The following is a 21,399-nucleotide window of genomic DNA, read 5'->3' on the forward strand; positions in this document are numbered from 1 at the left end:
AATATGAAAAAGATATTAACAGGATTGGCTATCACAATCTGCTTGAATGTGCTGGCACAACAAAATGCGATGAATCCCGATCCGTCCGGAGGGCCAACTGTTCGCATGGCTTCCGGGGTTGTACAGGGCGTAACTGAAGGAAAAGTCGAAAGCTTCAAGGGGATTCCCTATGCCGCTGCCCCGATAGGTGAATACCGCTGGCGGCCGCCGCAACCCGTTTCGGCATGGGAAGGCGTGCGTGACGCAAGCAAATTCTGTGCGGACTGTGCCCAGGCGGGCTGGCCCCGGACAGACGGCGCCATTCGGGAAAACACATCGGAAGATTGCCTCTTTCTAAATCTATGGCGTCCCTCTAACGCTAAACAGGGAGCAAAGCTGCCCGTTATGGTCTGGATCTACGGTGGCGGATTCGTAGGCGGTGGCAGTTCCTTTCCCGAAACTTCGGGAAATCAGTTTGCCGGACAGGGAGTTATTCTGGTAAACTTCAATTACCGCCTCGGAAGACTGGGGCATTTTGCATTTCCGGCCCTCTCCGCCGAGCATCCCGAAGAACCCAAAGGCAGTTATGCCTACATGGACCAAATTGCGGCGCTCCAATGGGTAAAGCAGAATATAGCGGCATTTGGAGGTGACCCGGACAATGTCACTATTTTTGGCGAATCTGCCGGTGGTGTTTCCGTACATTCCTTACTGACCATACCGGCGGCTAAAGGGCTGTTCCATAAAGCGATTATCGAATCCGGAGGCGGCCGGGATGGCGTTCTTACGGGCAGGCCGATAAACAAAGAAAATGCAGATCCTTATTACCCCGTGTCAGCGGAAACCATCGGCATAAACTTTGCCCGTAAGCACGGCATTGAGGGAACGGATGCGGCGGCGCTGGCAAAGCTCCGTTCGCTGACTGTTGAAGAGATTGTGGACAGCGGGCAGGAAAGTGACGGTCAGGGAGGTCCGCCTATCTACCCGGGGCCTATCCTCGATGGTAAACTGGTGGTAGAGACTGCCCAGAGTACATATGAAGCTGGCCGGCAACCAAGTGTTCCCATTATCATCGGCTCCAACAGTGCTGAAGTACCGGCAGGGTTTGTCAATGCCCGTTCAAAGGAAGAACTGCTGTCTATTTTCGGAGACCATAAGGAGGAAGCTGTTTCCGCCTATGATCCGGACGGTACGACGGAATTTGCCGAGATGCTGACCATGGTCAATACGGATAAGGTATGGGCGGAACCGGCACGCTTCACCGCGAGAGCCTTTACGGCCAAAGGTACTCCTGCATATATCTACCTGTTCTCCTATGTTGCCGATTCCATGAAAAACCGGATGCGTTACGGCGCAGCCCACGCATCCGAGATCCCCTACGTGTTCGATAACCTGACGGGACGGAACGGCGCCACTGTTTCGTCGAAAGATCAGGATGTCGCCAGGATGATGAATACCTATTGGGCAAACTTTGCAAAAACCGGAAATCCCAATGGCGATGGTTTGCCCGAATGGCCTGTTTACCATCCTCAAAAGGAGACTTTACTTGAATTTCGTGCAGACGGTACGGCGTTGGGTACTCCCGACCCTAAGAAAGCACGGTTGGATGTTATGGAGAAGATAGCAGAAAAATAAGAATTTAAACACACGATCAGAAAAATGAAAAAAGTCATAGCGGAGGAATAGGCTGGAACATCCGGACAAAAAATGAAAATGTGAAAGCCATCTTTTCCTGTGAACCAGGGAGCCTGTTTATATTTCTTCAGTTTGAAATACCGGACCCTATTGAAGGTTCTGCAGGGCCACTCGAAGCGGCGGGCTGTTCCAATGGCTGATTTTATGAAGGTTACAAAAATGCCGATCTTCATTTACTATGGTGGTTTCTTTCCGAAAAGCCATCTCCCAACGCCGATGCAGACGGATCGCGGACCCGGTTAGCTATGGTGGGGATGTTACGGTAGTTCATCTGTCCGAAGCCGGTCTCAAAGGCAATATGCATTTTCGCTTTTCAGATTTAAACAATATAGCTGTAGCGGATCCGATTTCAGAATGGCTTAAGGAAAAAGGATTTGGATAGATAAAAACTTATTTTTTTCAGTATCCTTCGTCCTCAATGATGTCTATCAGTAATATTGGTAGCAGAATCCGTAATCCATATACCTTCTGCCGTCTTTTAATCTCGAACTTTGTACTGTTAATTAAAAGCATAACATATGCGGGCTAGTTGAAGTATATAATAACAAGGAATAATGATAAACAAACTTTTAAAATCAATTTTACTTGTCATGGCAGTAATTGTAACGGCTACGGTCAATGCCCAGGATGGTGCAGGTATCAATCAATATTTAGTTCCTGAACAGCGAAGTATTGTCAGCATTGCTGCTTTGACCGCAAAGGGTGATCTACCAAAACTAAAAACGGCACTGAACGCCGGGCTTGATTCCGGACTGACCGTCAATGAGATTAAGGAAGCAATCGTTCACCTGTATGCCTATTGTGGGTTTCCGCGGAGTATCCGTGGATTGCAAACATTGATGGCAGTACTTGATGAGCGCAAAGCCAGTGGAAGAAACGATGAACCGGGACCTGAGTCTGCTCCGATCAATGATGAAGGCAGCAAGTATGAACGGGGAAAAGCCATTTTGGAAGAGTTAAGTGGTGTTCCGGAAACCGGGCCAAAAACGGGTTACGCAGCATTTGCACCTATAATAGAAGTCTTCCTGAAAGAACACCTTTTTGCCGATATTTTCGAGCGGGACGTCCTGGGGTATGCCGAAAGGGAGCTGGTAACCGTATCGGTGCTTAGCAGTATCGGCGGCGTGGAGCCCATGTTACGGTCTCATTTAAATCTATGCCTGAATGTTGGCCTGACACCGAACCAGTTACAGCAGTTTGTAGGAATTATCAAATCAACTGCTGGAAAAAAGGAGGCGAAAGCAGCACAGGAAGTTTTGGACGAAGTCCTAAAAAGTAAGAAGTAAAATTTAAAATATTCAAAAGATGAAAAAGTTAACATTGATGATTACATTATTAACTTCAACAATAGCAACAGATATGGTAAATGCACAATCTATTCAGAAAAAGTATGAATCAAATCCTTTTACCCTGGTATATGACGGAGCCATTACCAAAAATGAAAAAGGAAAAGTAAACATCCATCCGGTGAAATATAAGCTGAACGGTATTGAAATAGCTGCGAATGTTTATACACCGGCAGATTATGATCCGTCAAAGAGATATCCGGCAGTAGTGGTGGCGCACCCTAATGGGGGTATCAAAGAGCAGACAGCGGGATTATACGCACAACATTTGGCCGAGGCAGGTTATATCACCATTGCCTTCGATGCAGCCTATCAGGGAGCAAGCGGTGGCGAGCCTCGTCATACGGACAAGCCCCAGTACCGGACCGAAGATATACACGGGGCTGCAGATTTTATTACGCAATATCCGGGCGTTGACGCGAACCGTTTAGGTGTTTTGGGTATTTGTGGCGGCGGCGGTTATACACTAAAAGCAGCCCAGTCGGACAAACGCTTTAAAGCTGTGGCAACCCTAAGTATGTTCAATTCAGGTGAGGTAAGACGTAACGGCTTTCAGAACTCTCAGTTAAATACTATTCCGGAACGCATAAAACAAGCCTCGGATGCCCGTGCGCAGGAAGCCGCAGGCGGTAAAATCCTTTTTTCAGGTGTGGCAAGTATAACAGACGAAGAAATCGCTAAAACGTCTACCGATCTGTACCGTGAAGGATACGAGTACTATTACAGAACGCATGCACATCCCAACTCCACCTTTCTGTACACCACAAGTAGCCTGATGGATCTAATGGCCTGGGATGCCACCGACGAGATTGAATTGATCGACCAACCCTTGTTAATGATGGCAGGAAGCAAGGCAGATACAAAATACATGACAGATGAGGCGTTTCCCAAAGCGGTCAATGCAAAGAACAAGGAGCTGTTCCTGATTGAAGGCGCTACACATATACAGACCTACTGGAAGCCGGAGTATGTGGATCAGGCCGTCAGCAAGTTGATTGGATTTTACGGCAAGTATCTTAAACCATAAAAATGAGGGTTCTAATATTAGGTGCAGCCGGGCAAATCAGCAAAATGCTGGGCGAACCAAATACTAATTCGGACAGGCCTTCTTTTTACTAAGGTAATCGACTGAAAAAATAAGCAAATGAAAAATCTCAATAAAACGTGGTTGCTAACGGGTTGCTCTACAGGGCTTGGGCGTGCTTTCGCGCAAGAAGTATTAAAAAATGGTTATAATGCTGTGGTAACTTCCAGAAATGCTGCAGATATTCTGGGCATAGTCGAAAATTATCCCGAAACCGCCCTGGGTCTGGCAATGGATGTAACCGATAAAGAACAGGTGGCAAAGGTCATTGAACAGGCCAAAACTAAATTCGAAAGCATAGATGTACTGGTAAACAATGCCGGTTATGGGTATCGCGCAGCGGTGGAAGAAGCAGAGGACGATGCGGTGCAGCGATTGTTCGATACAAACTTTTTTGGCATGGTAAATACAATAAAGGCAGTACTGCCAGGAATGCGGAAACAGAGATCAGGTACGATCATGAACGTCTCTTCCATAGCAGGGCGCTTTGCTGCGCCGGGCTCTGCTTATTATGCCGCTTCAAAGTTTGCCGTGGAAGGTATGTCCGATGCACTCCGCAAAGAGGTTGCTCCATTGGGCATAAGGGTTATTGTAATCGAGCCGGGCGCTTTCAGGACAGACTTTGCAGGTCGTTCGCTGACGGGCACCCAAAAAGAAATTTCAGATTACAGGGAAACAGCAGGGAAAAGAAGAAAAGGGAACGACCACACACATGGCACGCAACCCGGTAATCCCCAAAAAGCGGCACAGGCAATAATCAAATTGGCTGAAAGTAAAAATGTTCCATTCCGCTTATTATTGGGTACTGACGCTGTTAATAGCGTTAGGAAAGAACTAGAAGCCCAAAGCAAAGAATTGGAAGATTGGAAAGAGATTAGCTTAACCACCGATTATTAGGCATATAGGAAATCGGTAAAATAAATGAAAAGGAGAACCATAATAAAGCAGAGGTGTAAGTGTTTTTATGAAAGCAATTGTAGTAGAAGAATCATTCGGGCTGGAAAATATAAAAATCCAAGAGCTGTCTAAACCGACTATAAAGGACAATGAAGTTTTGATAAAAGTCGAAGCGGGTTCTTTAAATTATCTAGATTTGTTGGTTGTAAAAGGGAAATTTGGAAAACAAAATTTTGATTTTCCTCATATAATAGGAACCAATATCGCTGGTAGAGTAGTCGAAGTCGGTACACACGCAGAAAATATCAACGTCGGTGATTTGGTATGTAACCATTATTACCAAACTTGGCAATCAGGCGTCTTTAAAGAAGGAAATAATGACGCTCGTCCAGGAACCTATCTTAAAGGCGTTTTTTCGGAATATATAGCCTTGCCTGCTTACGCGTGTGTTCCCATTCCGTCTAATTTATCAACAACGGAAGCGGCAGCATTACCTATCGCAGGTTTAACGGCTTGGGAAGCGTTAGTAACAGAAGGAAAGTTAATAGCAGGGCAAACGATTCTTATTAAAGGTACAGGTGGTGTTTCTGTTTTTGCACTTCAGTTTGCAAAGATGCTTGGAGCAAAAGCAATTGTTACTTCAAGTGCTGACGAGAAATTGGAAAAAGCCACTGCATTGGGAGCTAATGTAACTTTAAATTATAAAACTAATAGCAATTGGAAGCAGGATGTTTTAGCTGAAACCGCAGGACAAGGTGTGGATTTGGTTTTGGAAGTTACAGGCGCGGAACTCAACGAATCGCTCGATTATCTGGCGCTTAATGGGAAAATTATTGTGTCCGGTTTTTTGAGCGGCACAAAAGCCAATCTAGATATTTTAACTTTTATGGAACGGAAAGCGACCATTTTCAGTACTAAAGTCGGCTCTAAAGCTTCATTCATTGATATGAACAGAGCCATAGAAATAAATAACATAAAACCTTTTATAGGTAAAATTTTTCCGTTAGACAAGTTTAAAGAAGCCTTTGATCATCTGGAATATGGGAAACATTTCGGGAAAGTAATCATTACCTTTTAAAAAATATTGGGCCAAACTGAGATTGATTTTCATAATCCTTGAGGGACAGTGATGCGGACCGCTTATGGTAAACCTTAAATCGTTTCGGCGTAGGACAGTGTAAAAGTAATACAGATTATTGATACAGTAAAACAAAGCAGTGAACAGGAAAAAGTGCTAGAATTTAAATAAATAAGAAATGAGAAAAATAATAGTTCTATTGATAGGAATTGCAGTTACAACAAGTTGTCAGACTAAAAGCGTAAGAGATAAGGACACAGCAGAAATTTTCCCAAATAGCACTAAAGTGACCAATGACAATTTCACAGGAGACGTTTGGCTTACTATGTTGGCAGAAAGCGATACCACCTACAACGTCAATATCGGCTCGGTAACCTTTGAACCGGGAGCAAGAACAAACTGGCATTCCCACAAAGGAGGACAGATCCTTTTGGTAACGGAAGGAGAAGGTTTATACCAGGAAAAAGGTAAGCCGGTCGAGGTCATAAAAAAGGGAGATGTTATAAAATGCCCACCAAATACCGAACATTGGCACGGTGCTACACCTACCGAGGCAATGACGCATATTGCAGTAGGCACAAACACCAATGTAGGTGGTGCAGTATGGTTTAAACCTGTAACGGATCAGGAATACCGCAGCGGCGAAAGCCAATAACCGTTTATTATATGAATAAATTATCAATCTTTTTTGCATTCGTGCTTCCAACGATATTAACTGATAGCGTATTTGCACAGACCCTCGAAAAGAAAGAGTCTATGCTGATCGAAGATCAGGGCAGCTTTGCCATTGGAGGAACGGTCATTGAAAATCCGGGAAACTATGATCCGGTCAAACGTGCTACTGATGGTCAGACCTATCATGGCGATCATGCCTATCTGTTTTATCAGATACCGGCACAGGCCAGACAGCTTCCGCTTGTATTCTGGCATGGGATCGGCCAATTTTCCAAAACCTGGGAAACCACTCCCGATGGACGGGAAGGTTTCCAGAACATTTTTTTAAGACGGCGCTTTGGCGTTTACCTTCTGGACCAGCCCAGACGTGGAAACGCAGGTCGTGGTACGATAGAAGGTACTGTTACGCCCACTCCCGATGAACAGGATTGGTTCGGTACATTTCGGGTGGGGATATGGCCGGATTATTTCCCCGGAGTTCAATTCTCCAAAGATCCCGAAACGCTCAATCAATATTTCCGTTCCATGACACCTAATATTGGTCCGATCGATATAGGTGTCAATGTAAGCGCTGTTTCGGATCTGTTTTCAAAAATCGGCCCCGCAATTCTTGTTACACATTCTCATTCCGGCGGTATGGGATGGCTCACTGCCATCAAAAATCCAAATGTAAAAGGAATAGTATGTTATGAGCCGGGAAGCGGTTTCGTTTTTCCAGAAGGAGAAGTACCTCCAGCCGTAGAGAGTTCAGCAGGTCCGTTGGAAGCAGTCGGAATCCCAAGGGAAGAATTTTTAAAACTGACAAAGCTTCCAATCATCATTTACTATGGCGACAATATTCCCAAGAAATTAGATATCAATAATCCCGGGGCGGATGGCTGGCGTGCTAGGCTTGAAATGGCAAGGCTGTGGCGGGATGCAGTAAATAAACATGGAGGTGATGTGACCGTTGTACATTTACCTGAAATTGGCATTAAAGGGAATACCCATTTCCCGTTTTCTGATCTGAACAACATTGAAATAGCGGATCTGATGTCGAAATGGTTAAAGGAAAAAGGTCTGGATAGATAATATAGAATCCCAATAATAATATTAATGGAGCTGAAGAAACTCCTACCATGGGGTACGGTATGGTTATAACGCGTACACAATAAATGAGTTAACATAACAAACTAAGAAAATGAGCCAACAAGAGAATATTGCCGGAAAGGTCGTAGTGATCACGGGCGCAAGTAGCGGACTCGGTGAAGCCTCTGCCCGCCACCTAACGGAGCTGGGCGCAACCGTCGTTTTAGGCGCACGCCGCAAAGAAAAAATTGATAAGCTGGCGGAGGAAATCAATAACAACGGAGGAAAGGCACTAGCTGTAGAAACAGATGTAACTGATGTTAACCAAGTAAAAAATCTGGTAGATACCGCAGTAAATGAATACGGAAAGATCGATGTAATTCTTAACAATGCGGGACTGATGCCACTATCGCCCCTGGAATACCTGAAAATCGGCGATTGGAACCAGGCTATTGATGTAAATATCAAAGGTGTATTATATGGCATTGCAGCCGCATTACCCTATATGAAAGAGCAGAAATCAGGTCAGATCATCAGTGTTTCATCAGTAGCCGGACATACCATCAGTCCCGGTGGTGCAGTTTATTCCGCCACCAAATATGCGGTAAGGGTAATTTCCGAAGCCTTAAGACAGGAAGTAAAACCGTATAATATCCGTACTGCGGTAATCTCTCCCGGAGCCGTCGCTACCGAACTGCCGAACAGCGTAACCGCTCCCGATGTAGCAGAAGGCATTCACCAATATTATGCGCAAAACGCGATCCCTGCCAGTTCATTTGCAAGAGCGCTTGCTTTTATCATCAGCCAACCGGAAGATGTGGATGTGAATGAAATCCTATTCCGTCCAACTGTACAGCAATTGTAATTCAAGATGGGAGGAGATCATTAGGAAACTACATTTAAGACGGTTGTCAGTATAATTGCTGACAACCGTTTTTGTATTGGTCTGCACACAAAACGAGAACAGATAATATAACCTGCCTCTCTCAATAGTTATACGGCCTTAAAGCTCTTTTTCATTTATAACGATCATTTCGTTATTGTCGATGATAAGCTCTTTATATTTGTTTCCTTGATGCAGATGTAAAATATAGGTTTTAGACTCACTATCGGAAAAAACAATTTCCTCCGTGCAGGATATCGCATAGAGTCTGAATTTGGCACGCACTAACTTAGAGAGAGCCTCGGGCAATACTTCACCATTAAAGCTTCGTAATGTATAGTTCCATTCGCCATCCAGTTTATAATATACAAAATGGGGAGTTTCATCCTTTGTGAACTTAACAACGATCCCTTCGTTTGCAACTTGCCAAAACGGCCTGTCTATATTGTTGAAATTCGAATCAAAATGACTTGATAGCTTTAACATTATACGGAGGTCCAGGTTTTTAGCGGCGTCTTGCAAAGTACCGGATGATGAAACTGGTCCAGCCTTTTTCCGTCTAACGGAACGCTTTATCAAACGCATAATCAACGTGCCGAAAATCAGTATGGCAAGTGTTAACAGTGAAATCCATAAAAAGTTCATCCGGTCATAAGTTTTGTTGAATTTGTTTTATTCGCTGCCTGAGAAACCGCATTCCTCAACAGACTTCTGCCTACCACCTGGTTCCACATCTCGGGTACAATCCAGTTCTTTCTACTTATCCACGGCTCCAACGTCCCGCAACGATTTCTATTTTCGAGGCGGCCTCATTAAAATCCCTGATTTCATCGGCGGTAAAACTGATCTGCGCCGCACCCAGGTTTTCTTTCAGGTGATCCGGATTTGTGGTTCCCGGAATCGGAACAATCCATGGTTTCTGCGCCAGTAACCAGGCGAGTGACGTCTGGGCGATGGTCGCATTTTTCCGATCTGCCCATGATTTCACCAATTTGACCATTTCAAGGTTCTTTTCCCTGTTTTCAGGGGCAAAGCGCGTGATCTGCGCCCTTGTGTCGGTTGGAGGCAATTGCGTGTCTTTACCTATTGCCCCTGTCAGGAATCCCGCAGCCATCGGTCCCCAGCACACCAATCCTATTCCCAGTTCCTCCAACGTGGGGATGATATCGTTTTCAACTCCCCTCCACAGTAATGAATATTCACTCTGCAGGGCGGTAAGGGGCTGTACGGCGTGTGCGCGCCTTACGCTTTCAGCGTCTGCCTCGGACATACCGAAGTGTTTCACCTTACCCTCCCTGATCAGCTCCCCTACGGTTCCCGCCACATCTTCTATGGGCACGGCGGGATCCATCCTGTGCTGATAGAACAGGTCGATGGCATCCACCCTGAGCCGTTTTAAGGACGCTTCCGCAACGTCCCTGATATGGTCGGGACGACTGTTCATGCCTCCACGGGATTGACCTGTTTTCGTGTCCAGGTTCCAGCCGAATTTTGTGGCGATCACCACCTTGTTCCTAAAGGGCTGCAATGCCTCGCCCACAATTTCCTCATTTGTAAAGGGACCGTAAGCTTCGGCCGAATCAAAGAATGTAACGCCTTGTTCGGCAGCGCCCCGCAGCAGGGCTATGGCTTTGGATTTTTCCATATCAGGTCCGTACACCCGTGTTAATAACATGCATCCCAGCCCAAGGGAGGAGACTTCCAGTGAACCGAGCTTTCGCGTACCGGGCTGTGCGTTAACACCGCTATCGGACGTAGCCATGCCGTTGGCACCTGCCGTCAGCCAGGCTGGTAACATGAGAGAGCTTAACGCGCCCATTCCCGTTAATCGGATAAAGTCCTTTCTGTTGATGTTGCTTGATCTTTGCTTATCCATTTCTCATAATTTTAGTTAAAAGCTGTTCTTTTTCGTGCGTTGGTATTCATAGGCTCATCCTGTTATCGAAGGGTAGCTGTCTTTCTCCTGAAAGGTTGCGCCTTCAGGTAAGTCGCCGAACGCCAGAACCATTCAAGCGGACCGTACAGAAAGTATCTCAACCAATACCTGCTGTATATGAGCTGTAATATATAGACCGCTATTCCCAGTGCAAAGACTTCGGTGGGACCCCAGTTTCCAAAAACCGGCCCGAATGCCCACATGGAAAACAAGAGGCCGCCGATAACACTCTGCACTTCATAATTGGTCAGTCCCATACGTCCGTACGGTGACATGACATCTAGGTACCTGCCGAAGTGTCCGGTGTGGTAAAGTAGGATGAATCCCGTGACCAGGGCCATGGAAAATACGACTGTGTTAATATCATTTAAGGTCATCACGATCAATGATGAGATTGGCAATTCTCCGCCTCTGGGCGTCATCATTGCACGTATATCCGGCGGCGGAAATAATCCGATGACACTGTTTATCAGTATGACGGCTATGACAGACCCTCCAAAAAGGATCAGATTTTTTCCTTTCGGAATCTGTATCTCTTCGAAATAACGCGTGCGGCCGACAACAAGTCCTAGGATAAACAGTGCGAGCGTAATATACCCACGGCTGAACAGGCCAAACTGGTAGTTCAGCTTTCCCTGCAATCCCCTGGTAAAATTGTGCTTCACCGAATTTGCAAATGAAGGTTTTTCCATCTGACGCGGCGGTCCGGATGGCCGACGGTCACTGTTCCGGATATTTTCAGGCTGTTCGGTTCTGGTCATCCTATCATAGCTGATTTTCAGGATGCGGGGCGTACCCAATAGCAGAAGGGAAACCAGGATCATCAATATCCAGCTTCTGACCTTGTAAAGTAAAACCATTATAATCCCGAACACGGCATAGAGCGAGATTATTTCACCGCTGTAGAAACAGTTGCCTACCAGTCCGATCACAAACAGGATGACCATTCTCCATATAAAACGTAAACGGAAATCGATTCCTTTACGGGAGGCCCTGTCCATCTGGATAAAAAAGCTCAAACCGAACAGAAAGGCAAAAATATTGATGAACCTGCCCGATATCACGTTCTGTCCGATCCAACGTATAGCCTCGTCCCATGCCGGGTATAGTGGCTCCCGTGGTTCCGAAAACGAGAAAATACTGTAATGTTGTAGCATATGCATAAGTATAACGCCAAGCAATGCGAATCCCCTTAATGCATCCAATACCGTAATCCGGTTTAATGGGGTTGATAAGGTTTTGTCCTGTTCCATTTTTTTACTTTAATTAAGCCTGTATAGGAAAAGTGAATTGGGGCTGTTCCTTTTGCTCCGGTAGTATTCTTGTATATATTGTATAATTTTCATCGTATTTCTATCTGATTGTCCCTTGACTTTTGGCATCGGCCCAACCTAAATGATGATCCTCCCGGAAGTGGATACCAAATCCAGAGGCAAAAGCTAAGCTTATCACAGGCCATGTCTGGATATATGATTCATAATGCTCTTTAAAATCCTTTTTTCTATCACGCTGACTTCTTTATCGAAAAGCTGCGCGTTGCTTCCAGTATCCAGTTTCCGATACCAATCCAATAATTTTCTTTTCTCAGAAATAGTGAGTTCCGTGTTCCCGGATCTTGTGATAATCGGCGCTATTTCTTCTGGTATTTTCATGGTCAATTTATTCTACGGTCCGAGACTATTTGTTAATATGTTAATATGACCCCTTACTTCTGTTTTTCTATATCGATGACGTAACGAAATTTCGCTTTTCCATCCGCGATTTTCTTGCCGCGACCGATAACGGTTGCTACGTCTGTGTCGGTGATTTCCACTTCGGGATGAATGTTGTTTGCTGCCGAATAATCCTGCGTTTCCCTGAAGCGACCAATCCGTGAGCCGGATACCTTTCGGTTTAACGCAAAAGTCCAGAATGGGCATTTTCACGCCATCGTTCAATTCTACTTTTTGCATATTGCTACTTTTATGATGCTTAACCTTTAAAGAACCCTATATCGTCGACTATTCGCTGTCTCACATGTAAAGGTCTTGACTTTTATGGATCGAAATGTATACCGATTACTGATTATACTACCAATATTACTGAATGGTCGCGCGGTATGGCAGTAGTTTATACCGATCGAAAGATTATCCCTCGGAGCTTTCAAGCCCAAGGAAATTGGACAGAACATTGCTTACCGATTGTCTGATTTTCGATACTAAATAAGATTCTGTGACCCAAATTGTTAGAATCAGGTCATTTATAACCGAGCTAATCCCCTAAGTACCGTTTCGTTCATAGCAAGTAATCAAACCGACCCAGCATACGGTTGAGGCATTTGCGTAACTTTGTTTGATATGTAAATTGGTTAGTGGAAACCTATGATAGCATGACCGAAACAAGAGACAATAAAAGTACCTTTAATATATTATTGTTTACATTGGCTAATTAACGATAAAATAGGAATAATGTGTTCGACTGTGATCCTGCTCTCTCCAGTGAGCGGGATTTATGTTGATGTTACTACTTCAGCATGTCTTTCAATGCATGTATTGACTTTAAATCTTCATAAAAGTTCGACATTTCGCGTGTTCCCCCTACTTATAGACATACTTTTCTAAAAGTGACACAAATGGAGTGCTTACGGCGCTCCATTTGTGTTTTTACAGAACCCTTACATCTTCAGAGATAAAGGGCGGCATACAGTCCCGTTTCCTTTTAAATTGCGGTGAGGATTATTTTGGATGTATGTGTTTGTATGTCAGTGTGTTTTTATTGTTTCTTAAGTTTTAATATAGTTGTCCGCATCTTACATCGACTAGTTGTCCGCATCTTAAATCGACCTAAAAATTTTCTTACATTTTAAAACTATATGTCATCTTGTTTGTAGTACAAACTAGAATAGTTGTGTAACCAAGACAATTAAATCCTAATTGATGATGAAAAGACTAAAACTCAAAGCAAAGCCATGTAGCTAGCATAGATTATATGCCTAGGATATTAGAAGGCAAGTAATTCCATTCATCTATTAACATCTCTTAACAAGGAATAGCCTTCTTTATTTCAACTGGTAATGCTAAGTATAATCTAATTGGTAGTATTCTGAATATCAGAATTTTGCCGTACGTTCCTGTCTAGATGAGTTGCTCCGTTAGATAGCTATAGCCTGCATCGGACTTTAAGATAAAACCGTTTACCCGATTGTTAAAACCTTTATGAAGGTCAGACATCCCCCTAAAGTGAAGATTTGATTAACCGTCAATTAAACAAGTATTTAGTAAAAGTCAGCAATTACCAAAAACCAATTAAATTATGATGTATATGTTTAACCAGCAAATCAGGCGATGTGGTCGTATGACCATTGCTGCGGTCCTTTTCTCCGTAATGGGGTGTTTTGGATTCAGCCTTACATGTCAGTTGCTTTATGCCGCGACACCAAATGTATTGTTTGTACAGCAACAATTAAATCTAAGTGGCAGGGTATCGGATCAATCAGGAACCCAGGGCCTGGCGGGCGTGAGCGTTCGCGTTAAGGGAACCCAGACAGGTACTACCACCGATGCCGACGGAAAATTTCAGTTGAACAATGTCCCTCCAAATGCCGTTTTGGTATTTTCTACCATTGGATATCAAACGGTAGAAGAAAATGTCAACAATCGCGAGGTAATCGGTGTGTCTATGTTTGAAGATGTAGCCAGCCTGTCCGAGGTAGTCATAGTGGGATATGGTACACAGAAAAAAGAAACCATTACGGGTTCAGTTACTACGGTGCCGACCAAAGAGTTGACAAAAACTCCTGCGGTGAACCTATCGAATGCCATCGCGGGAAGAACTCCGGGCGTCATTGCTACGCAGTCCAGTGGAGAGCCGGGCGCCGACGGAGCCACTATACGTATTCGAGGGACCAACACGCTAGGCAATAGTGATCCGCTAATAGTAGTGGATGGTATTCCTGCCAGGGAAGGGGGCTTGGAACGAATAAATCCAGCGGATATAGAAAGCATGTCTGTCTTGAAAGATGCGGCTGCCGCCATTTATGGAGCAAGGGCGGCCAATGGCGTTATTCTCATTACGACCAAACGAGGTGCGCAAGGCAAGCCGACCATTACCTACAACTTCAATCAAGGCTTTAGCGGTATCGCCCTAACTCCCGAATTGGCCGATGCCGGTCAGTATGCCGAGATGAGGAACGATCTAGAAGTCTATAAACTCCCGGTTGCAGAATGGCAGGCCGCAACTGGAGCCTTTCGAACTACGGGAGCATACCTCAGGCCCAATGGTACAACGGTGAATGCGCCTTTTGATCCGGAAGACATACGCATGTTCGGAGACGGTTCCGATCCCTGGGGTCATCCGAATACCGATTGGTTTGGTGCAACTATGCGGAATTTTGCTCCGCAATCGCGCCATAATCTCCAGATTACAGGAGGCTCGGAAAACTTCAAGTTTCTAACCTCTTTGGGCTATCAAAATCAAGATGCAGCCTATAAAAATTCAGCTACCAATTATAAGCAATATGACCTGCGGGTCAATCTCGATGCCAATATAAGTCAATACATCAAGACACAAATAGGAGTCTTAGGTAGGCAGGAGGACAGAAACTATCCCACAAAATCGGCTGGAACGATATTCCGTATGTTGATGCGAGGCAATCCCACCCAACCTGCCTACTGGCCCAATGGAATGCCTGGGCCAGATATCGAGAACGGAGAAAATCCAGTGGTAATTACTACTGATCAGACTGGTTATGACCGAAATAAACGGTACTACTTTCAATCGAACGGACAAATTGAAATTTCGCAACCTTGGATTGAAGGACTTAAATTTGTCGGTACAGCTGCCGTAGATAAATTCATTCGCCAGGATAAACGATGGGAAACACCTTGGTACCTCTATACATGGCAAGGAGCGTATGAAGACGATGGTGTAACGCCATTGTTGGTGAGAGGTAGAAGGGGACCCGCAGATCCAAGATTAAATCAAGGAAACGAAGATCAATTAAATGTCCTCTTGGGAGGTATCCTAAATTTTGAAAGATCCTTTAATGATCACAATGTAACGGTCATGGCTGGCATCAACCGGGAAACAATCAGAAATGATCAGTTCGGGGCTTATCGCCGTTACTTTATCTCATCTTTGATTGACCAGATGGATGCGGGCGGAGACTATGAGAAAGACAACTGGGGAGGAGCTTGGGAGCGTGCACGTCTTAATTACTTTGGACGCGCAGGATACAATTATAAGGGCAAGTATATCGGAGAGCTATTATGGCGTTACGATGGCTCCTATATGTTCCCCGAAAATAGTCGATATGGTTTTTTTCCGGGTGTCAGCGCTGGATGGCTGATATCGGAAGAGGGTTTTTGGAAAGACAATATCAAAGCTGTTAATTACCTAAAGCTCCGGGCCTCATGGGGGCAGCTGGGGAATGATAATATCTATTATGACGGTGAACTTCAGGAATACCAGTATTATTCGACATACGCCTTTAGTTCATATATCGTCAACAACAATATGGCGAAGACGCTCTTTGAATCACGCGTTCCCAATAATGCCATTACTTGGGAAGTTGCAAACAATTACAATATCGGTCTTGATGCGCAATTGTTTGGCGGAAAGCTTGATGTCACATTGGAAGGCTTCATAAACAAGCGCTCCAATATTTTGTGGCGACGAAATGCCTCCATACCCACCAGTACGGGTATGACGCTTCCGGCAGAAAATTTAGGCATCGTTCATAACAGGGGTGGCGAGTTCAATATAAACTACCACGGCAACATGGGCGAGTTCAATTATTCGATTAACCTCAACGGGGGATATGCCAAAAATAAGATCATATTTTGGGATGAAGCACCAGGGGCTCCAGAATGGCAGCGTACTACTGGAAGGGTAACTGATGCCGGTTTATACTATGTATATGACGGGGTGTTCCGGGATGAACAGGATATTGCAAATAACAACTTGGATTATAGTGCCGTCACTAATACCCTACGCCCAGGCGACATGAAATTTGTTGATTATAATGGAGATGGTAGAATCACACCAGAAGATCAGGTGCGGAGAGATAAAAATACCAATCCGGTTTTTCAGGGAGGTATGAACTTTAATCTATCTTATAAGAATTTCGACTTGAGTATTTTATTTCAGGGCGCAACAGGAGGCGAACTTTTCTTAAGTACTGCCGAATCGGGAGCCATTGGCAACTATCTGCTTCAGTTCTACGAAAATAGGTGGACAGTGGATAATCCAAGTAGTGAACATCCAAGAATTGCCGATAGAAGTGATCAGTATTTCTCGAACGGAAACACGTATTGGCTTCAGAAAACCGATTACTTAAGGCTCAAGAACTTGGAATTCGGATATACCTTGCCTGCGGGCATTGGACAAAAAATAGGTATTAGCAACTTGAGGTTTTACGTCAATGGATTTAACCTCCTAACCTTTTCGGGCATGAAAGCTTACGATCCAGAAGCAGTGAACCAGTTGGGTCAATATTACCCGCCATCACGAATATTAAATACGGGTGTTTCTGTAACCTTTTAAATTGATTACCATGAGCAGATTGATAAATAACACATATATTATTGTTGTCTTTATAGTCCTTGCCTTCTTTTATGCATGTAAAGACGACTTTGTAAGCACGGAGCCATTGGTAGAAGTGCCGGCAGAATTGGTTTGGTCCGATGCAGGGCTTGCGGAAGGTTTTGTAGTAGAAATCTACAACGGATTTGGACAGGGGGGACTTGATGAACAGATGCAGGCTTCGCTGACGGATGAGGCAATGTTTACCCATCCTGGTAGGGGTATCAATACCATTACAGAATCGCGTTCTAATCCGGCCGATCAGGGTTGGATAAATGGTACTTATAGTTATGAGGCATTGTATACACGCATTCGAGCAACTAATATTGCCATTTCGGAACTTGCTGAACCTAGATTTGACAATACGGATAATATGGTGAACCGTTTAAAAGGGGAAGCTCATTTTCTTAGGGCTTATTATTACCATCAATTGCTGCGTTTTTATGGAGGCATTCCACTGGTGCAGCACGTATATCAACTGGGGGAAACGGACTATAGCATTGCCAGGAATTCTTTTGAGGAATGTGTAGATTTTATCGTTGCCGATTGTGATACAGCAGCCCAATTGTTGCAAGGTCTAGCTGTTCAAAGCGGACGTGCCGGTGAAGTCGCGGCACTGGCGCTGAAGGCGAGGGTGCTAACCTATGCGGCAAGCGATCTATACGATATCCCTACGGCATCGTCAAAATCTTCCATGATAGCCGGTTTCGGGAATACGGAACTGATCGGGTATACAAGTGGAAGTAGGCCGGAGCGTTGGCAAAAGGCAAAAGCCGCTGCACAGGCGGTAATCAACCAAGCTGCCTATGCCTACAAGATGGATTTGAGCGAATCTGTTGCTCCAGATGAGGGAACGGAAAACTATATTGTCCTGTCTATGGGAGGAGGTAGTACGGCAGTAGCTGCCGATGGTGCGCGGGAGTTGATTTTGGGGCGTTATTTCGTAGATATGAAAGATGAAGGAGGTACCTATGTGGGACGTAACAATGGACCGAACGGTTATCACAATTGGGCAGGAAATACACCGATACAGAATCTGGTGGACGATTATGAAACGATCGATGGAGAACGTTTTGATTGGAGCAATCCGGCGCATGCCGCAGCACCCTACCAAAATCGCGATCCACGAATGTACGGAACCATCCTCCACGACGGCTCCGATTGGAAGCCGCGTACCGCTGATGTTGCCGGCCGCGACCCCAACAATCAAATTCAAACCGGATCTTATCAGGTAAATAGTGGTGGAAGTATCGTCGTTGTTCCTGGTTTAGATACGCGCACAAGTCCAATAGAAGATTGGAATGGTTCGCACACGGGCTACTATATGCGAAAATTTATCGACCCAAGTGCGGCAATTGTAGACCAAAATACACGCCAGAAGGTGCCATGGCCGGTACTGCGTTATACGGAGGCCGTCCTAAACTATGTAGAAGCTTGCATTGAACTGGGAGAGGAAACCGAAGCTCGAACCTGGTTGAACCGTATCCGTTTTCGTGGAGGTATGCCAGCAGTTACCGACGCTGGCATTGCGCTGAGAAATCGTTACCGAAACGAGCGCCGTGTGGAGCTTGCTTATGAAGAACATCGATTCTTTGATGCCCGCAGGTGGATGATTGCTGCCGAAACCCTGGGACAGAAAATTCGTGTCATCCGTATATTTGGTGCACTAAAGCCAGGTAGTTCGGTATCCCAGTACGCCTATAATCCCGACAACTACAATTATACGTATACTGCGCAGGATTTGGATCCGGGAATAGAGAATCGTCAGTGGTTGGATAAGATGTACTTTATGTGCTTTCACCGTGACGAGATCAATCGGAATACAAAGTTGATTCAAAATCCGGGGTATTAATCGCTCCTGAAAACAGAAATAAGTCCTGACAGCAATTCGCTGTCAGGACTTATTTCTTTTAGCAATTCGAATCACGTTGCTTATGGATGGTTTTACATCCGCGTTAAGTAAGGGGTTCTTGCTGGCTGAGGCAGTGCCAGCTTCCTAGGCCCCAGATAATGTCCGTACTGTCTATGCCCACCACTTTTCTGTCCGGAAAACAGGACTGAAGTATGTCAAGTGCCTTTTCATCGTTTTTATCTCGATAAGTGGGTACGATAACAGAAGCATTGCTAATATAGAAATTGGCATATGATGCAGGTAGTCTTTGCTCTTCATAGACAACGGCCGAAGGCATGGGAAGTTCAACGATATTGAGTTGCTTTCCGTTTATCAGCCGCATTTTCTTCAACTCTCGTAAGTTCTCCTGCAGCAATTGATAGTTGTCATCCTTAACATCTTGCTCTACTACGGTTACCACGGAGTCTTCGTTGACAAAGCGAGTAATGTCGTCAATATGGCCGTCCGTATCGTCACCTACTATGCCATCTCCCAGCCATAGGACCTGCTCGACACCATAGTAATTTTGCAGATAACTTTCTATCTGGGCCTGGTTGAGTTGCGGATTGCGGTTTTTGTTTAGCAGACATGCCTTAGTGGTCAGAACGGTGCCACTGCCATTGAAATCGACTGAGCCGCCCTCCATCACTATCCCCGGGTAGTATACTGGGAGTTGAAGGCTTTTGCCCACTAGTGTTGGGATGTTGTCGTCCAGATCATAAGGGGGATATTTGTCGCCCCAAGCATTATAGCCCCAGTCTAAAATGATTTTTTTCTCTTGGGCATGGGGATTGATGAGGAATGCAGGACCATGGTCACGGCACCAGGCATCGTTTGTGGGGTGAATATAGCATTTGATGTTTTCGAGATTTACCCCGATAGCCGATAAGCGGTGAAGCACCTCCTGAGACATCTTTTCGTCTGCGACATTGATGCAGACCTCTTCTCCTTGCGAAACTTCCTTTATGAATTGACAGTATGGTGCGTATATGGCCTGTATCTTACCAGGCCAACTGGCTTCTTTATGAGGCCAGCTGAGCCAGGTTGCTCTGTGAGGATGCCACTCGGCTGGAAAAAAATAGCCCCGCTCTTTTGGGAATGTCATTTGATCGATCATTAAGCTTATTCGTCTTCGTCAATAAAGCGCTTGGTGATAGGGGCGTAGCTGTCTATCCTTCTGTCGCGGAGGAATGGCCAATGTGATCGATAGTAATCCGACTGACCTAGATCGACCTCCGTTACCTCGGTTTCTTCTTTATCATGAGATGCTTTGTAAAGAAGCGATCCAAAAGGATTGGAGATAAATGATCCACCCCAAAAACGGATACCTGCCTCTTGGCCAACGCGGTTGATCGACACAACAGGGATGCCATTGGCCACGGCATGTGACCGTTGGATGGTTTGCCATGCATTGTATTGCTCCACATTGGTCGTTTCATCCTGTGTGGTTGCCCAGCCTATGGCGGTGGGATAGAAAAGAATCTCGGCTCCTTTGAGAGCGGTAAGACGAGCTGCTTCGGGATACCATTGATCCCAGCAAATCAGTACGCCAATGGTCGCATACTTTGTTTTAAAAACCTTATATCCCAAATCACCCGGCGTGAAATAAAATTTCTCATAAAAGCCGGGATCATCGGGGATATGCATTTTGCGATACTTCCCGAGATAGGACCCATCGGCATCTATCACGGCCGTAGTATTGTGGTAGAGCCCTTGTGCTCTTTTTTCGAACAGGGATGCTATGATAACTACTCCATGCTCTTTGGCTACCGCGCAAAGCGTGTCTGTAGAAGGACCGGGAATAGCCTCGGCCAATGCAAAGTTGTCATAATCTTCTTCATCACAAAAATATAAGGAGGTGAAGAGTTCTTGGAGACATACTATTTGCGCCCCTTTGTTGGCGGCAAGTTTGATTTCTTCTGTGGCCTTACGAAGATTCGTCGCTTTATCAGCCACGCAGCTCATTTGTACGGTTCCTATTTTTACTTTAGACATGTTTTCCTTTCGTTGGTGCAAAGATAAAAAAAATCACTACCAAACGGATAAACTTAAAAACAGGCAATAAACTCACTTAACTTACTGATTATCAGTAAATATTTTCATTAGATAAAAAAGCCNCCCCCCCTGTTTTTTAGAACAGTTCTACCTGTATACAAGGTGGTTTATTTCGTTTTTTCTGTTTGCTGTAAGTTCTCCTGCTGTTCTGCACCATCCAATATATCTCAAGATTACTGATTAAATGGATTCTTATCAGTGCAGCAATGGTGGAAAACGCCTTTTTGCTCTGGGATTTTACCCGGAGAACC

General features: G+C 45.0%; 16 protein-coding genes. 10 read left to right on the plus strand and 6 right to left on the minus strand.

The window, feature by feature from the left end:
* Positions 1–3: 3 nt before the first annotated feature.
* From A37S_RS0116575 to A37S_RS0116615, 8 genes are all read left to right on the plus strand, one after another.
* The gene (locus tag A37S_RS0116575; protein ID WP_028297959.1) at positions 4–1,614 is read left to right on the plus strand and encodes a carboxylesterase/lipase family protein; all 1,611 of its coding nucleotides are present in this window, start codon (positions 4–6) and stop codon (positions 1,612–1,614) included.
* 650 nt (positions 1,615–2,264) lie between these two features.
* Positions 2,265–2,960, plus strand: a complete 696-nt coding sequence (locus A37S_RS0116585; RefSeq protein ID WP_245586412.1) for a carboxymuconolactone decarboxylase family protein — start codon at positions 2,265–2,267, stop codon at positions 2,958–2,960.
* A 19-nt stretch (positions 2,961–2,979) separates the two neighbouring features.
* Positions 2,980–4,047: an alpha/beta hydrolase gene (locus tag A37S_RS0116590; RefSeq protein WP_036602888.1), complete on the plus strand. Its 1,068-nt coding sequence runs from the start codon at positions 2,980–2,982 to the stop codon at positions 4,045–4,047.
* A 117-nt stretch (positions 4,048–4,164) separates the two neighbouring features.
* Complete coding sequence (locus tag A37S_RS0116595; RefSeq protein ID WP_028297963.1) at positions 4,165–5,001, plus strand: oxidoreductase; 837 nt, start codon at positions 4,165–4,167, stop codon at positions 4,999–5,001.
* 67 nt (positions 5,002–5,068) lie between these two features.
* Complete coding sequence (locus A37S_RS0116600; RefSeq protein ID WP_028297964.1) at positions 5,069–6,079, plus strand: zinc-dependent alcohol dehydrogenase family protein; 1,011 nt, start codon at positions 5,069–5,071, stop codon at positions 6,077–6,079.
* Positions 6,080–6,257: 178 nt separating this feature from the next.
* Positions 6,258–6,734, plus strand: coding sequence for a (R)-mandelonitrile lyase (locus tag A37S_RS0116605; protein WP_084163945.1), 477 nt, complete (start codon positions 6,258–6,260; stop codon positions 6,732–6,734).
* Between the two features lie 11 nt (positions 6,735–6,745).
* Entirely contained in the window at positions 6,746–7,825 is a 1,080-nt protein-coding gene (locus A37S_RS0116610) for an alpha/beta hydrolase (RefSeq protein ID WP_036602891.1), read from the plus strand.
* Between the two features lie 109 nt (positions 7,826–7,934).
* Entirely contained in the window at positions 7,935–8,687 is a 753-nt protein-coding gene (locus tag A37S_RS0116615) for an SDR family oxidoreductase (protein WP_028297967.1), read from the plus strand.
* 138 nt (positions 8,688–8,825) lie between these two features.
* On the opposite strand, the gene A37S_RS0116620 is transcribed toward A37S_RS0116615, so the two are convergent.
* The 4 genes from A37S_RS0116620 to A37S_RS0116635 all read right to left on the minus strand — a co-directional run bounded on the left by A37S_RS0116620 (position 8,826) and on the right by A37S_RS0116635 (position 12,293).
* Positions 8,826–9,350: a hypothetical protein gene (locus A37S_RS0116620; protein ID WP_157278753.1), complete on the minus strand. Its 525-nt coding sequence runs from the start codon at positions 9,348–9,350 to the stop codon at positions 8,826–8,828.
* Positions 9,351–9,465: 115 nt separating this feature from the next.
* Positions 9,466–10,581, minus strand: a complete 1,116-nt coding sequence (locus tag A37S_RS0116625) for an aldo/keto reductase (RefSeq protein WP_245586413.1) — start codon at positions 10,579–10,581, stop codon at positions 9,466–9,468.
* A gap of 62 nt (positions 10,582–10,643) precedes the next feature.
* A complete protein-coding gene (locus A37S_RS0116630) occupies positions 10,644–11,894 on the minus strand; it encodes a DUF418 domain-containing protein (RefSeq protein WP_028297970.1) in 1,251 nt (416 codons plus the stop codon).
* 195 nt (positions 11,895–12,089) lie between these two features.
* Positions 12,090–12,293, minus strand: coding sequence for a hypothetical protein (locus A37S_RS0116635; protein WP_028297971.1), 204 nt, complete (start codon positions 12,291–12,293; stop codon positions 12,090–12,092).
* A gap of 1,639 nt (positions 12,294–13,932) precedes the next feature.
* Here A37S_RS0116635 and A37S_RS0116640 point away from each other — a divergent pair.
* Both A37S_RS0116640 and A37S_RS0116645 read left to right on the plus strand, forming a co-directional pair.
* On the plus strand, positions 13,933–17,163 hold the full coding sequence (locus A37S_RS0116640) for a SusC/RagA family TonB-linked outer membrane protein (protein WP_245586414.1): 3,231 nt from the start codon (positions 13,933–13,935) through the stop codon (positions 17,161–17,163).
* Between the two features lie 10 nt (positions 17,164–17,173).
* A complete protein-coding gene (locus A37S_RS0116645; protein WP_028297973.1) occupies positions 17,174–19,054 on the plus strand; it encodes a RagB/SusD family nutrient uptake outer membrane protein in 1,881 nt (626 codons plus the stop codon).
* Between the two features lie 103 nt (positions 19,055–19,157).
* On the opposite strand, the gene A37S_RS0116650 is transcribed toward A37S_RS0116645, so the two are convergent.
* Both A37S_RS0116650 and A37S_RS0116655 read right to left on the minus strand, forming a co-directional pair.
* The gene (locus A37S_RS0116650; protein WP_051293249.1) at positions 19,158–20,198 is read right to left on the minus strand and encodes an agmatine deiminase family protein; all 1,041 of its coding nucleotides are present in this window, start codon (positions 20,196–20,198) and stop codon (positions 19,158–19,160) included.
* A 17-nt stretch (positions 20,199–20,215) separates the two neighbouring features.
* Complete coding sequence (locus A37S_RS0116655; RefSeq protein ID WP_028297975.1) at positions 20,216–21,088, minus strand: carbon-nitrogen hydrolase; 873 nt, start codon at positions 21,086–21,088, stop codon at positions 20,216–20,218.
* Positions 21,089–21,399 lie beyond the last annotated feature (311 nt).

The organism is Olivibacter sitiensis DSM 17696, from assembly GCF_000427965.1.
In the GTDB taxonomy this organism is placed as follows: domain Bacteria; phylum Bacteroidota; class Bacteroidia; order Sphingobacteriales; family Sphingobacteriaceae; genus Olivibacter; species Olivibacter sitiensis.

What these genes read in the sequence shown, in the direction of transcription:
- A37S_RS0116575 (WP_028297959.1), top strand. Translation starts at nt 4, where the DNA reads ATGAAAAAGATATTAACAGGATTGGCTATCACAATCTGCTTGAATGTG.
- A37S_RS0116585 (WP_245586412.1), top strand. Translation starts at nt 2,265, where the DNA reads ATGGCAGTAATTGTAACGGCTACGGTCAATGCCCAGGATGGTGCAGGT.
- A37S_RS0116590 (WP_036602888.1), top strand. Translation starts at nt 2,980, where the DNA reads ATGAAAAAGTTAACATTGATGATTACATTATTAACTTCAACAATAGCA.
- A37S_RS0116595 (WP_028297963.1), top strand. Translation starts at nt 4,165, where the DNA reads ATGAAAAATCTCAATAAAACGTGGTTGCTAACGGGTTGCTCTACAGGG.
- A37S_RS0116600 (WP_028297964.1), top strand. Translation starts at nt 5,069, where the DNA reads ATGAAAGCAATTGTAGTAGAAGAATCATTCGGGCTGGAAAATATAAAA.
- A37S_RS0116605 (WP_084163945.1), top strand. Translation starts at nt 6,258, where the DNA reads ATGAGAAAAATAATAGTTCTATTGATAGGAATTGCAGTTACAACAAGT.
- A37S_RS0116610 (WP_036602891.1), top strand. Translation starts at nt 6,746, where the DNA reads ATGAATAAATTATCAATCTTTTTTGCATTCGTGCTTCCAACGATATTA.
- A37S_RS0116615 (WP_028297967.1), top strand. Translation starts at nt 7,935, where the DNA reads ATGAGCCAACAAGAGAATATTGCCGGAAAGGTCGTAGTGATCACGGGC.
- A37S_RS0116620 (WP_157278753.1), bottom strand. Translation starts at nt 9,350, where the DNA reads ATGAACTTTTTATGGATTTCACTGTTAACACTTGCCATACTGATTTTC.
- A37S_RS0116625 (WP_245586413.1), bottom strand. Translation starts at nt 10,581, where the DNA reads ATGGATAAGCAAAGATCAAGCAACATCAACAGAAAGGACTTTATCCGA.
- A37S_RS0116630 (WP_028297970.1), bottom strand. Translation starts at nt 11,894, where the DNA reads ATGGAACAGGACAAAACCTTATCAACCCCATTAAACCGGATTACGGTA.
- A37S_RS0116635 (WP_028297971.1), bottom strand. Translation starts at nt 12,293, where the DNA reads ATGAAAATACCAGAAGAAATAGCGCCGATTATCACAAGATCCGGGAAC.
- A37S_RS0116640 (WP_245586414.1), top strand. Translation starts at nt 13,933, where the DNA reads ATGATGTATATGTTTAACCAGCAAATCAGGCGATGTGGTCGTATGACC.
- A37S_RS0116645 (WP_028297973.1), top strand. Translation starts at nt 17,174, where the DNA reads ATGAGCAGATTGATAAATAACACATATATTATTGTTGTCTTTATAGTC.
- A37S_RS0116650 (WP_051293249.1), bottom strand. Translation starts at nt 20,198, where the DNA reads ATGACATTCCCAAAAGAGCGGGGCTATTTTTTTCCAGCCGAGTGGCAT.
- A37S_RS0116655 (WP_028297975.1), bottom strand. Translation starts at nt 21,088, where the DNA reads ATGTCTAAAGTAAAAATAGGAACCGTACAAATGAGCTGCGTGGCTGAT.